The sequence below is a fragment of the Lacticaseibacillus paracasei subsp. paracasei genome (genome assembly GCF_000829035.1).
Taxonomy (GTDB): domain Bacteria; phylum Bacillota; class Bacilli; order Lactobacillales; family Lactobacillaceae; genus Lacticaseibacillus; species Lacticaseibacillus paracasei.
This window is the reverse complement of the sequence record NZ_AP012541.1, coordinates 554,520-567,399: the sequence shown is the minus strand read 5'-3', so window position 1 is coordinate 567,399 and position 12,880 is coordinate 554,520. Positions and strand designations below refer to the sequence as shown.

General features: G+C 47.5%; 10 protein-coding genes and 1 pseudogene. 4 read left to right on the top strand and 7 right to left on the bottom strand.

Translation table 11 applies throughout. The annotated features are described in order from the left end of the window. Nucleotides 1–19 precede the first annotated feature (19 nt). The 4 genes from LBPC_RS02755 to LBPC_RS02740 all read left to right on the top strand — a co-directional run bounded on the left by LBPC_RS02755 (nt 20) and on the right by LBPC_RS02740 (nt 4,471). Nucleotides 20–568 carry an ECF transporter S component gene (locus tag LBPC_RS02755; protein WP_003662787.1) on the top strand — a complete coding sequence of 183 codons (549 nt, stop codon included), beginning with the start codon at nt 20–22 and terminating at the stop codon, nt 566–568. A gap of 252 nt (nt 569–820) precedes the next feature. After that, the gene (locus LBPC_RS02750) at nt 821–1,615 is read left to right on the top strand and encodes an ABC transporter ATP-binding protein (protein WP_016365907.1); all 795 of its coding nucleotides are present in this window, start codon (nt 821–823) and stop codon (nt 1,613–1,615) included. After that, a complete protein-coding gene (locus LBPC_RS02745) occupies nt 1,602–3,329 on the top strand; it encodes a hypothetical protein (protein WP_003662785.1) in 1,728 nt (575 codons plus the stop codon). Before LBPC_RS02750 ends, LBPC_RS02745 begins: the two co-directional genes overlap by 14 nt. A gap of 167 nt (nt 3,330–3,496) precedes the next feature. Then, nucleotides 3,497–4,471 (top strand): DMT family transporter, encoded by a 975-nt coding sequence (locus tag LBPC_RS02740; protein WP_016365906.1) that lies wholly within the window; start codon nt 3,497–3,499, stop codon nt 4,469–4,471. Between the two features lie 75 nt (nt 4,472–4,546). On the opposite strand, the gene LBPC_RS02735 is transcribed toward LBPC_RS02740, so the two are convergent. The 7 genes and pseudogenes from LBPC_RS02735 to LBPC_RS02695 all read right to left on the bottom strand — a co-directional run bounded on the left by LBPC_RS02735 (nt 4,547) and on the right by LBPC_RS02695 (nt 12,826). Beyond that, nucleotides 4,547–6,568 (bottom strand): WxL domain-containing protein, encoded by a 2,022-nt coding sequence (locus LBPC_RS02735; RefSeq protein WP_016383865.1) that lies wholly within the window; start codon nt 6,566–6,568, stop codon nt 4,547–4,549. 150 nt (nt 6,569–6,718) lie between these two features. Then, the gene (locus LBPC_RS02730) at nt 6,719–7,420 is read right to left on the bottom strand and encodes a WxL domain-containing protein (protein WP_016365554.1); all 702 of its coding nucleotides are present in this window, start codon (nt 7,418–7,420) and stop codon (nt 6,719–6,721) included. Further along, nucleotides 7,404–7,763 (bottom strand): LPXTG cell wall anchor domain-containing protein, encoded by a 360-nt coding sequence (locus LBPC_RS02725; RefSeq protein WP_016365555.1) that lies wholly within the window; start codon nt 7,761–7,763, stop codon nt 7,404–7,406. Before LBPC_RS02725 ends, LBPC_RS02730 begins: the two co-directional genes overlap by 17 nt. A gap of 151 nt (nt 7,764–7,914) precedes the next feature. Further along, complete coding sequence (locus tag LBPC_RS02720) at nt 7,915–8,616, bottom strand: WxL domain-containing protein (protein WP_003563543.1); 702 nt, start codon at nt 8,614–8,616, stop codon at nt 7,915–7,917. A gap of 839 nt (nt 8,617–9,455) precedes the next feature. Further along, nucleotides 9,456–11,452, bottom strand: a pseudogene (locus tag LBPC_RS02710) (WxL domain-containing protein). Further along, entirely contained in the window at nt 11,449–11,826 is a 378-nt protein-coding gene (locus LBPC_RS02700) for an LPXTG cell wall anchor domain-containing protein (RefSeq protein ID WP_003662776.1), read from the bottom strand. The pseudogene LBPC_RS02710 and the gene LBPC_RS02700 overlap by 4 nt, the downstream one beginning before the upstream one ends. Then, nucleotides 11,807–12,826: a WxLIP family cell surface protein gene (locus tag LBPC_RS02695; protein WP_003563532.1), complete on the bottom strand. Its 1,020-nt coding sequence runs from the start codon at nt 12,824–12,826 to the stop codon at nt 11,807–11,809. The genes LBPC_RS02700 and LBPC_RS02695 overlap by 20 nt, the downstream gene beginning before the upstream one ends. Nucleotides 12,827–12,880 lie beyond the last annotated feature (54 nt).

Sequence of the window (12,880 nt, the reverse complement as noted above, 5' to 3'; positions counted from 1 at the left end):
TATTTTGGAGGCGATTACGATGCAAACATCCCATAATACGTTAAAGAATATTATTTTCACCGGTCTATTTGCTGCCATTATCTTTATTGGCATTTCACTCTTACGGATTCCAATTCCGGCAATGGTTGGTCGGCCATTCATCCACTTTGGTAATCCTTTAATGGTGCTTGCCATTCTTTTCCTAGGTGGCCGCTTAGGTGGTTTGGCCGCTGTCATCGGCTTGGGCGGGTTTGATCTGCTGAACGGCTATGCGGCTACCTCATGGTTGACTGCCCTTGAAGCCATTGTGATGGCCATCGTTGTCAGCGCTTTGGTCAAAGCCTTTAAGCATAACGATCAACCGCGCAATATCATCATAATTGGTATTCTCGCAGGCCTGACAAAAATCGTCACTTCTTATCTTACCGGGGTTGTTGAGGCGCTTATGGTCGGTAGCGTTTTCAAGGCAGCCGTGGTCGGTGCCTTCCTGAGTTTGCCTGCCACCGTGATCAATTCAATTGCAACGGCTATTATCGTGCCAGTATTATATTTTATTCTTCGGCCACTCTTTCGTCAGTTCACAAACTGACCGATTTTTCGTTTTTTATTTGGCTCTCGTTTGGCCTAGTCCATTAAATTAGCGAACCTCTTAACATCGCGTTGTCTCTCGTGATGTTTTTTATTGTCGCCAAAAAGCGTTATTCAAAAGTTGTTTCTCTATACAACAATAATCTTTTCTGTCATAATCGGCCCAAAGAAGTATGCAGACAAGCGCGTTTCATTTCTTGCTGGCACCTTTTTTAGACGCGTACCTACTCAACCCTACAAGAGGAGGCCTATCATGGCAGAACCAATCGTAACACTCAGCCACATCCAGAAAAGTTTCGGATCCAAGGATGTTTTAAAAGATCTCAACTTTACGATTACTCCAGGAAGCATTGTTGGTTACATCGGTCCTAATGGTGCAGGGAAAAGCACGACAGTTAAAATGATGCTCGGTTTGATGCAACCAGACGGCGGCACCATTGAGCTGTTTGGTCAGCCAATCAAACCCAACGACCCAAGTTATAAACGGCGGATTGGCTATGTACCTGAAAGTGCTGACGTGTTTGACGCCTTGACTGCTCGTGAATATTTAAGCTTGATTGGCCAACTTTACGGACTCAGCGCTGCCGATGCTGAACAAAAGGCCTTTGCACTGGCGGATCTTGTGAATTTGCGGGAGGCTTTTGATCGGCGCATTTCATCATATTCAAAGGGGATGCGCCAACTGATTTTGATTATCGCCAGCCTGCTACACAATCCCGACATTCTTTTTTGGGACGAGCCGTTAAACGGCTTGGATGCCAACACCGTGCTTGTCATTGAAGAAGTGCTACAGGATTTGCGGGATCGTGGTAAAACTATTTTTTATTCCAGCCATATTCTCGATGTTGTTCAGAAGTTGTCAGACCGTATCATCGTGCTGAATGACGGTATGGTCGTTGCTGACGGCCCCTTCAAGTCCATTGCCAAGGAAGCCGACACCAACCTGCAACAGCTCTTCAACGATCTAACCGGCTTTGCCGAACACGGTCAAAAGGCACAAAGTTTCGTGGATATCGTGACTGGCGGTGAATCCCATGAAACTATTTAAAAAGACGTCCCTAGACACCGCTGATCCAACTGATACAGCCGCGTTGCCTTTGCCGAAAGCATTTGCATGGATCGCGCGCTTTAGGCCCTTATTGGAAAAACGTGGTATTCAGTTTGATCAATTGCGGCTAATCCTTGCGACTAAGGGTCTCTTGGCCGCTCGTGAATCTAGCGGCTTAGGCAGTATGTTCAATAAACGCAAACGTGGCCAAGACGCAAGCATCAAAACCGCCTTTTTATGGAATCTCTTCTTTGGCCTGATTTTAGGGCTGCTTATGTTTCTCCCGACCTCAATTCTCACGACCTTTACCCTTTTCATGACGATTCAACTACTCACGAGTTTTCTCGCTATTTTGACCACTTACTCAAGCCTGATTCTTGATCCCCGCGACCGAAGTGTTTTTGCCTCCCGAGGCGTCAATGATCAAACATTAAGTTTTGCGCGGTTGATCAATATTTGCTTCTATCTGGGCATGACGTTGCTGGCAATGGGCGGGCCTGGACTCGTCATGGCCGGTATCCATTATGGCCCAATCGTGGCACTTGGCGGTCTCATCGGTTTGCTGCTGAGCGGCGTGTTAAGTCTGGTCATGGCGCTTTTTGTTTACTTGCTAGTCTTGCGCTTTTTTGATGGCGAACGATTGCGCAACATGCTAAATTTAGTGCAGATCTTACTGATGATTGGTATCTACGTTGGTGGTCAGCTGCCTAACTTGCTGCCGCGTTCCATGTCGCTTTTCGGCATGTCCATCAGCGGTCAGTTTAATTGGCTTTTCTTACCAGCTGTCCCCGCTTGGTTCGTTGGTCTGCCCATGTTGTTTGCAGGACAGGTAACGGTATTAAGTCTGACGCTCACCGCGTTAAGTGTCGTCGTCCCAATCGCCTTGACCCTTATCTTTCTACATTTTTCTGGTGTGTTTGAAGCCTATCTAGAAAAATTGAACCAAGGCGATGCCCGCACGCGTAAACTTGGTTGGTGGTTCCGCGGCGTGAGTGCTCTGCTGACTCGTCCTGGTGAAGAACGGACATACTTCACTTTAGGGTGGCGTGTGCTAGGCAGCGAACGCGATTATAAACTGCGGGTCTATCCGCAGTTAGCTTATGGCATTATTCTACCGCTGATCTTTGTTGGCGGTGGACTGCGCGACATGCCATTTAGCTCGGCGAAGCATTTTATTGCCTACGCTGGCATCGGCGTCATTGTGGCGTTGGCTCCCGCTTTGGTTAATCTGCGGTTTTCGAGTCAACCTCAAGCCATGGCAATTTTCCAGTATGTGCCTTTTACGACCCACGGCTTGTTACTGCGCGGGGTAGTCAAGGCCATGTTCGCCCGACTATTCTTACCACCGCTATTGTTCATTACCATTTTGACTACTGCGCTTGGCGGCTTTGATGCCTTGTTGGCCAGCATTGCCGTGATCATTTTCACCTATGGCATGACGTTAATGATGGGATGGCCGCTGGTTGGCAGTCAATTTCCATTTGCTAGTGTGTATTCAGCTAATGCCAACTTCAGCGGTGGCGCGCTTGGCTTTGCCAGTATCTTTTTTGGCGTCATCATCGCCATGATTGTGATCGGCATCGGCGGGTTCCTCGGTGGTTGGCTTTTCCCGCTCGGTCTCATTGTCTTAGGATTAACGCTAGGCATGCTGCTTGGGCATTTCTATCGAACCAACCTGCGCTACGAATTAAAAATTAAGACGACTCAGGAATGAGTCAAAGAGGCAGTCATTCTTCAATGAATGGCTGCCTCTTTTTAGGCACTTGCATCGCAACTTCAAGACACGCCATCAGGAAGCTTGATCGATATTGCACGAACTAGCCAACCCTAGTTTTTTTGCGTAGAATGGCTTGGACAGTCTTACTTCGAAAGGATCCCGCCATGCCACGCACTGAAGCTCATCTCGCTCGCCATACCAACCAAAAACTAAAAGGTGTTTCTTTCGCCGTTATTGGGGCTATTTTTTGGGGTGCCAGCGGTATTTTCACTCAAACACTATTTACCGATGCGGGAGTAAAGCCGCTGTGGCTGGTTGGCATTCGCTTGTTTTTCGCTGGTCTCCTACTTTTGCTTTGGAGCGGCGTGCAAGAACCGCGGATGTTCCTTGCAATTTGGAAAAACCGCCACGATGCTATACTAATGATCGTGTTCGCCTTTTTGGGCATGGTACCGTCACAACTAACCTACTTTTTAGCGATTAATGCAGGTAATGCTGCAACAGCAACGATTTTGCAGTTCCTGGGGCCGGTTTTCATCTTGCTTTATGTGGCTTTTGCAACTCACCAAATGCCGCGGCGAATTGACTTTGTCAGTATCACTTTGGCGCTAATTGGCACCTATTTGCTGGTTACCCGCGGTCATCTGACAGGGTTAAGTCTTGCGCCGGCCGCTGTTTTCTGGGGCATTATGGCAGGTGTCAGTCAGGCGCTATACACGTTGCTTCCGCGCACGTTACTGGCCAAATATGACGCTCGAGCGGTCACCGGTTGGTCTATGCTCTTGGGGAGCTTGCCATTTTTACCGCAATACGTGCTGCATCCCAATCCGCTACTAACTTTACCTGATTTTGGTGCCATTGCCTTCGTGATCGTATTCGGCACGATGTTCGCTTACTTGCTGGTGTTGGGCAGCCTCAACTACATCCCGCCAGTCGCCACGGGCATGTTGAGTGCCTTCGAACCCTTGACTGCCACCACTCTAGCCGTCACCCGCTTGCACATCGCGTTCGGACCGGCCGAGTGGCTAGGCGGCATCTTAATCATTTTGAACACACTCCTTCAAGCATTGCCGTTTAACAAAATTCACCACGTTCAGCAACGATTAACTCGGCAATTTTCACAGAAAACTAAATCATAGCCAATAAAAAATGGTTCCGAAACATAAGTCAGTCTTATGTTTCAGAACCATTTTTGTTGTTTCTCAAGCAACTTACTATTTCGGCGCATTCGTCAACAGCCAAGTAGCCGTGGCCTGATATTGGCCAGCCTTAGCAGTCGCTGTTGGTTCAATGCCTAAGTAGGCCGCTACATTACCGGTTTGAGTGCCTAGCGACCAATCTGTCCCACCAGCCGCCATATTTTTCACCGGTGTCGCGTTGTTATTATCCTTGATAGCCGCAATTTGCGTTGCCTGATCAGTCAGAACCAACCTTGCCTTGCCGCCTAATTTGTTCCCATTATCGCCTAGCACATAGCTATTATCAGTTAATGTAAAAGGCGATAGTTGCATCGTCAAATGCCAGCCTTGCTTGGTTGGCCGCGTATCTTTCACGCTCAACACCTTGCCTGTCGAATTGGTCGGTTCGCGGCCTTGCTGATTCGTCAGCCACTGATCTGCATTCGCCTGATCCCAATTAGTGGCCGTTGGCATTGGCAGTCCCTTTACCATCTCCATCACGGTCGGATTACGATAACCGGTTTGACCATTCTTCAATTCGAAGACAAAACTCGGCACTTTCTCTAACACGAGTTCACCTGTTTCGGGATCAAGAATATAAGCGAGAAAATCTTTGCCCGCAGGTGTCTTCAGATCATAAGTCTGGCCATCCCCTGTGATGGTCCCAATTGGTTTGTCCTGAACCGGTGTCGTTTCCAGCAGGCCATGATGTTTGACTTTGGCCGGCAGTGAAAACTTCACCGTTGCCGTTGCTCCTTTTGGAATCTGGGGCATATTGGTGACAGCAATCTGATTGCCATCTGGTTGACCCTTTCCTTGGGCCTGATAATCCGAATTACCTATCGTGACTTTGATGGGCAACGTATCGCCCGGTTTGGCGGGCGTCCCATCAGCCTTCAGATAGTCAAAATATTTTCCTTTTGGCACGTTCATCGTTGCTGTTCCGCTTTCCGGCCAGGTTGCCTGACTGGTTGCCTTCACGTTCACGGTGTAATCATAGTGCAGCACATCGTCCACTTTTAGATGAGTTGTTGCCTCTACCGTTTCGGCTCCGCGCATCAAGGCGACTGTGCCATTTACGGTCGCGGCTTCAGGCATGGCACCGATTGCGACGACATGCGGTTCAAAAACGTTACTTGTCGTGCCGGTAAAACCTAGATACAACTTTCTCGGCGCGGGATCGGTTGAACCTTGTGAAAAGTATTTTTGAATATCATTTTTGGTCCACTTAATCACCTCTGTGGCATAGTCTGGATCTTTTGTGCGAGTGATCGTCATTTTTGCGGTTAATGTGCCGCCACCGAGGTTATCTTTTTTCCAATCGAGTTGCAGTTTATGCCATTTACCATTGGCAGGCGTTTCATACAAATTCTTCTGTGTTCCCAGTCCAAAGCGGTATTGTTCAGATGGATTGTCGATCTTAAAATACAGCCAAGTCATCCAATAAGGATAGTCAATTCGGTACATATTTGCTTGTCCTGGATAACCAGTACCAAAGTAATAAGACTTAAAATCACTCAGTTGTTCATAACCGCCGGGATCCCCTGTCCCATTTTTTTGTGTATCCACCACCATGGCAAAACTATTGGGTAACGCTGTATCGGCGACTTCTTGCGGCTTACTATTAGGCGGAAGATGGTCAACCCCCCAAACGCCTAACGACCCAGTATCAACCTTTGTGGGGGCCGCTGGTTTCGCAGCAAGCACAAAGGCCATGCCTTCTCCACTTTTTGGCTTGTTGCCCATATAAAAGTACATCGTATACGAACTATCTTTATCCAAATCAAACATCGGCGCCTTACTCCAAATTGCTCCCGACCGATTTGCTTGATCCTTGTTAATCTCAAGCCCGACTGCATGTCCGCTGGTCGGATCCGTCAATAAACTTGAGTCACCCATCGTTGGTGAAAAGAGGCCGTCCACGTCACCAAATGACGGCGGTGCTGGATAGCCTGAAGTCGTCGGCCACGTGACGGCCGCGCCAACACTCGTCACAGGCGCCAGCAGGGTACACAACAGCATGCCGAGACAAGCTAGCAGATGGCATCGTTTTTTCATCAGAACGCCTCCTTTCGCAAGTAGTCCGGTTGCAGGTGCCATCGCACTTGAAGTTCAATTGCACCGTATTTTTTTGCTACAGACCTCAGCAAGCAACCATGTCCACCCATCTCACTTCTGGCTCCTCCAAAAGTTAATCCTTACCATGGCCTAACCTTTTGGTGCATTGCTCAGTGTCCAAGTAATAGCGCCTTGATACCTGCCTTTGGCAATAGTGACGTTGGTGTTCGTTGCAACTAACGTCAATGCCGTTCCGGTACCAATTGTGGTCTGGTTATTGCCTTGTCCTTGTCCTGACTTAGTACCCGCCTCAGCATCGGCCTGCCAAACAACAGTTGAACTCACAGAGGTGTTGTCTTTGGCAAAATTCAGCCGCGGCACATTGCTGCCGGCAGGATTAATCGGGTTGATATCGGGATTGCTCGCGGTAAGCTGTGACCCAACCAAATCAACATACCCCGCTAAGAAATGCCCTTTGCCATCCGTCAGCGCGTCCATTTTTGCTTCAAGCCGCCACCCAGCCCCGGTGCCCCGATAATCGGCAATTTGTAATAGTCCAGTCGCATTGCCGTCATTGGCATTCGTTGCCGTCTTAATCGGTCCCGGATTCACCAGATTGCTTTTCAACGGATGCCGCTGAAAGGAGCCACTCACGATTTCATGAACAGAAATACCGCCAAAATTCAAATCCGGCACCTGCTGAATCATGATATTGCCAGCATCAACCGTCAATTGAGCACTGGACTTTTTTGGGCCTAGATCATCTGCGGCCATAACCGACTGGTGCGGTCCGACGAAACCTGCAAGCATCAGGGTGACAAAAGCGATGGCGAAATTAGTCACGATTTTCATCATCGTCCCCCCTGTCTTTTCGTTTAAGCCGCAGTTGAAGACGCAAACTGCTCATCATCAGGAGTGCAAAACCGATCAGCGGATACCAGGTTTGTCCGCCTTCGCTGGTCTGTGGCAAACGATCAACCTGTTGGCGTGGCGGTACCGAAGGCTCTTCCTTTGGTTTTGATACTTCTGTTCCTGGTGCATTATGATCCTTGTCGGGTTTTGGCCGATCGTCAATCACGACGACTTCACCGATGGAGGTCGCCGCTCGCACTTGGTGAGCGGCCATGATCCCTTCACCGAGGACGCCGAACACAATGATCAAACTGATCAAAAAGCGCCATATACTTCGTGTCATCGGTCTCCCCCTTTTCCCTACATTTGCCATTCCGAAAACTTCATCTGATCAACCCAGTAGCAGCGCAGCACCCGTAGTCGATTCAAAGCGCGTTTCTTCAAAAAGGGGTCAGCGTGCGATCGCTGCCCCCTTTCTGGTGATATGCGATCCATTAAGACGGTGCGTTGGTCAGCGTCCAAGTGATAGCCGTTTGATACTTGCCACCGTATGCAGCCGTGTTTTGAGATAGTTTCAACACGGTATCTGCCGAAGTAAAGACACCTGTGTTGCGGCCTTGGCCTTGACCACTTGCGGCATTCCATACCTGCACCCCGCTGCCTTCCAAGACCAACTCAGCCTGACTAATAGCAGTTGGATTATTATCAGTCTCGTCGGTTTTCGCAACCCCAGCTAGCAAAAGACTACCAGCCAGTTTTTGTCCAGCCGCATTCTTGAGTTCGCCCGCCTGAGCTTCCAACTTCCAACCGGCACCGGTGCCGCGATAATCAGTGATATTTAACAAACCTTGATTATTCCCATCGCTGGCATTTCCTGCTGGTTCGTTCTTAACCGGTTTGTCAGTAACTGTGTTGCTTGTGAGCGGCAATGTTTGCTGCCCAGTTGCCAGTTGCTCAACACTGACACTCTTGAACTTCAGATCTGGCACCTTGACCAATGACAAAATATCCTTAGACCCATCAGGATTGTCCGGATTGTTAGGATCAGGATTATCTGGATCAACCCCAACTCGAACTTCACCAACAGAGGTTTTCTTGATTGGTTCGTCTGCGGCAAAGACACTTGTGATTGGCAGCATGACCCCTGCAAGTGTCATTGCTATTAAACCAGCAGACATGTAGTTAACTCTTTTCATTATTTTATCCTCCTGTTTTTTAAATATGTTTTAAGGCCTTATTACAATACTAATAGTATACGAATATTTTTTATATATCAACTATACAGTCCACATATAACCATAATTATCTATTAAGTAAACGTATTCAACGTTATTTTTCTCGTTTCCGTTTCATTAGATATGCTATGCGTTCCAACATAACAGATGATCCAAATTAATAATTACTCGTTATTTACACAGTGATAATAAATTTTCAAACGGTGGCTCCATCTCAAAAATGGCCATTTATTAAACTTATAAATCACGATTGCAAGTCCCGTATTATCAGCCTTTAATCAATAATTCGAATTAATAATATGATTTTTTGACCTCATGGGCGTTTTAGGATAGTATGCTACTTTTTTACAGTTTTTCAGGCTTATAAAACTTCTAGTTTGCACTGAAACATTTGATCTAGTCACGAAAGATTGACCATGGCAAGCAATTTCCCTTTGCTTTGCTACTTGGACGATCTTCACACTCGCAACTTTATTCTGGGCAAATCAAAAAGCCGCTTCTCCGAAAAGAAGCGACTTCCTTATATAGCTCATTAAACAGTCAGCTGACACCTGTTAATGGCATTAGCCTAATCTGCTGAATCCGGCGATCAAAACATGAATTGGCATCTCGGAAATCACGGCCAAAACCGCTACCGCCATGGTGATGAGTGTGTGCGAAACCATCCGATTCTTCTTCATCCTAAGACCCCTTTGTCTGTGCTCATGACTGACTTGCCTTTAATCTAAGAGATAAGCACATCATATTCTCATGAGTGTTTCATTTCAAGGAGATCTTGAATTTTTTGACTTATTTCGCTATTACTGCGGGGCGTTTGCTAACGTCCATGTTGCAGTGGAACTGTACTTGCCCGCATGTACAGAAGGCGTTCTCTGTACAGACAGCAGTGCTTGCGTACTGGATGCGGCATCACCAAGTGACCAATTTGGTTCGGTCGTCCCTGCCTGCATTACCTTCACAACACTATCTTGGTTATTATCCTTAATCCTAGTCACTTCGAAATCTGTTTGGCTATTGACATCAAACAGCACCATCTCAGCTTTCCCACCGCCCTTATCGCCATTATCGCCAAGAACATAATCATCAGCATGTGTGAATGGTGACAGTTTCATCGACAAACGCCAGCCTGGTTTATCTGGACGTGTGTCTTTGACTTCAAGGTACTTGCCAGGTGCAGAGACATTCTGTGAGTTATTGATGAGCCATTTATCGGGTGCTATTTCTGAGCTAGAATTCAGTTTGCCTTGACCAGGAATCCCTGCAATAACATCTGCTACTTCCGGATCAACTGGCTCCGGTTCCCCCACTTTAAGTTTTTGAAAATAAAAGTTTGGCACAACCAGTAAGGACAGTTCGCCTGGATCAAAGGCGGCAATACTATATTTAACGCTGTCGGAATTATCAACCGTGTTTGTTAATTTGTAACTATTACTTGGTGCACCACCTGTTAGATTACCTGCAGCATGAGTCACATACTTAATGGTGGTAGCGTTATGCTTTTGCACCTGCACAGGCAGGCTAAATTTAACAAGCGATTCTGTGTTGTTAGGAAATTCAGGCATATCGGTAATAACGGCCGAGAGATTGTCGCTTTGAACAATCGCATGTGCTGTCTTCGTCTCAGAACCGATCGTCACATTAACTGCCAAATTATCGCCGGGTTTTGCTGGAGCTCCGCCTGAATTCAAGTAATCGAGATATTCTCCTTTTGGCAAGACGATATTTGTAGCCTTCCACGGACGACCATCAATATTATTCACATCAAGCGCGTACTCATACATCAACTTATCGCCGATGTTTAAGGGTTTATCAAAAGTGACAGGATCATTACCTTGTTTCAAGGTAACCGTTCCGCTAACTGTATTGAAGTCAGCTAAGCTCTTGATGCCAACAACGTGGGGCTCTGATGCGGCCCCCGTCGCGCTCGTGAAACCCAAGAAAAGTTTCGTGCTGCCGAAGATTGACTGGATTTGTGCATTCGTCCAAGGAATCGAGTAACTGATATTTGTACCTTTTAACTGATACGTCAAGGTGCCACCATTAGCAGATTTTGCCCAGCTAACAACTAAGTTAGACCAGCTTCCATTAGTGACCCGATTGCTCAGGTAATCAGCGCGGTTTTTAAGTCCTGTTCCGGAATCCGTAAAAACCAACTCTGTCCGCCAAAACGGACCACCAATCTTATACATACCCGCCTGACCAGGATAACCAGAACCGATATACTGATCAGTTGACCCAAAGATTGGATAATTGATGGCCTTGTCCATCCCGCTTCTCAATGAGTCAAAGGTTTTTTTTGTGTCAACAACAACGGCAAAACTGTTTTGGGTTCCTGTTGCGGCTACAGAAGCGGAACTAGCACCGCTTGACATTTCTGGCAAACCCCAAATCCCCAATGATGCACCACCATTTCCTGATTTTGTGGGTTTGGTACCGGCCAACGCAAAAGCAAGCCCGTCTGCACCACCAGTTTTATTACCTAAATAAATTTGCATGTCCAATGTGAATTTATCTTTGCTTAGATCAACAAAAGGCGTCTTGCTCCAAACAGAACCGACCTGCTTGCTTGATCCGCATTCAGTTCAAAGCCGACTTCATCTGTGCCGCTTTTAATTGGGCTCGAATCTGTCGACACCCGATCAAAAAGACCATTCAATCGGGTAAAACTTCCTGTTGCTGGAGCGGGATACGTGCCACTCGGCCAAGTTGCCTCCGCTGCAGCCACTGACTGCAGCGGACCAAGCACCATGCCGAAGATCACCGTGAGGCAAATCATGATAAAGGTTTTCTTTTTCATTTTTTACCTCCCTGCCGTGATCGGCCGCGTAGTAACACGATGCCTAAAATGACAATAATCAGAAGTTCAACCCCAATGACCACGTACCAAAGTTGAACAGCATTGCCGGTTTGCGGCAGATAGCCTGTATGGGTTAGCGGCGTGGCTTGACCATGCTGATCAGTGGTTTGATGATAAACCGGTTCTGGCTTTGGTGTCGGATCAGGGGTTGGCGTTGGGTTAGGATCAGGGTTCGTTGACGGAAGTTCACCAACAAGTTCAACTTGTGCAACAGAAGTGTCTGCCTGAACTTGCTGCGCCTTCGCGCCAACGCCGACCATGAGACTCATTGTCATGAGCAGCATGATCCAAAAACTAGGCTTGTTTCGTCTCATCGGTCTCCCTCCTTTTGCGTCGTTGGCGCCAAATTAACCACAGCAGGATCAAGATCACAAGCGCCAGTATGATCGCAATGATAATCCATAGCCAAGGGGTTTGTGGGGCACGTCCCAGTTTTTCTTCAATGACATCCGCCTGCTGCTGCGTAATCGTAAAGTTCCGGCGCCAATGCCAAGTTTTGTCAGCACCTTTGACTGTTAAATCAAGCGTATAGGTGCCCGGTGCCAGTGCCTCTTTGGAGAAAATGGCGTAGTCAAAATGCGAGTTTGGGGCAAATGACCACCCTTTTTCCGAACGTGTCAGGTAAGGGTCTTTTGAGCCTTGCCGATAAACTTTGCCATCAAGTGTTATCTCGCCAAATAAACGAGGTTTGATATTCTGAATGGTGGCTAAGACGCTGGCCTGATTATCCTGAGTGCCCGGTTTGACATCCATCAGCTTCAATTCTGGTGCCACCTTGGCCTCCGAAGTCTGCAAAACAACTCCGACAAGCATGGCGAACTTGTTGTTAATCGCCATGCCACTGCCGCCGCTTTTATGCACCGTGGGATCTTCAACGTATAAACTGCCGAGAATTTGACCGGTGAAACCCTTTTCAGGAATCTTCACATCAAACGTGACTGGCACTTGTGCCTCAGCACCAACATCAATTGTTTTAGGTGCTTCGGTCAGCCCGGAAAAAGTGTACTCAGCGGACTTGTCTGTGTGTTTATTTGGGTAATAGCCTAACGTACCATTACTTTGAGTGAACGCACTGACCGCACTGACCTTCAACTTTTTAGCACTTTTTGTTGTGTTCTTAACATAAATCAACAGCCGCTGGGTCTCGCCGGGTTTTACCAGCAAATTAAAATAGGTTGATTGATCAATTTGATTTTGCGGCAACGCCGGGCTGATAGTAAAGCCAGCGCCTTCAGCTGCCTGAACCTGATGGGCACCGCCGAACCACAACAAGCTCAGAATTGCCAACAGGCTGAAAATGATTTTCTTTTTCATGGTTCCGCCCCCACAGTCATGAAAAGGGCAGCGAATGACCGCTGCCCCTTAGTT

Coding starts and splice junctions, on each gene's coding strand:
- LBPC_RS02700 (WP_003662776.1), bottom strand. CDS start 11,826: ATGAGACGAAACAAGCCTAGTTTTTGGATCATGCTGCTCATGACAATG.
- LBPC_RS02735 (WP_016383865.1), bottom strand. CDS start 6,568: ATGAAAAAACGATGCCATCTGCTAGCTTGTCTCGGCATGCTGTTGTGT.
- LBPC_RS02750 (WP_016365907.1), top strand. CDS start 821: ATGGCAGAACCAATCGTAACACTCAGCCACATCCAGAAAAGTTTCGGA.
- LBPC_RS02755 (WP_003662787.1), top strand. CDS start 20: ATGCAAACATCCCATAATACGTTAAAGAATATTATTTTCACCGGTCTA.
- LBPC_RS02725 (WP_016365555.1), bottom strand. CDS start 7,763: ATGACACGAAGTATATGGCGCTTTTTGATCAGTTTGATCATTGTGTTC.
- LBPC_RS02695 (WP_003563532.1), bottom strand. CDS start 12,826: ATGAAAAAGAAAATCATTTTCAGCCTGTTGGCAATTCTGAGCTTGTTG.
- LBPC_RS02730 (WP_016365554.1), bottom strand. CDS start 7,420: ATGAAAATCGTGACTAATTTCGCCATCGCTTTTGTCACCCTGATGCTT.
- LBPC_RS02745 (WP_003662785.1), top strand. CDS start 1,602: ATGAAACTATTTAAAAAGACGTCCCTAGACACCGCTGATCCAACTGAT.
- LBPC_RS02740 (WP_016365906.1), top strand. CDS start 3,497: ATGCCACGCACTGAAGCTCATCTCGCTCGCCATACCAACCAAAAACTA.
- LBPC_RS02720 (WP_003563543.1), bottom strand. CDS start 8,616: ATGAAAAGAGTTAACTACATGTCTGCTGGTTTAATAGCAATGACACTT.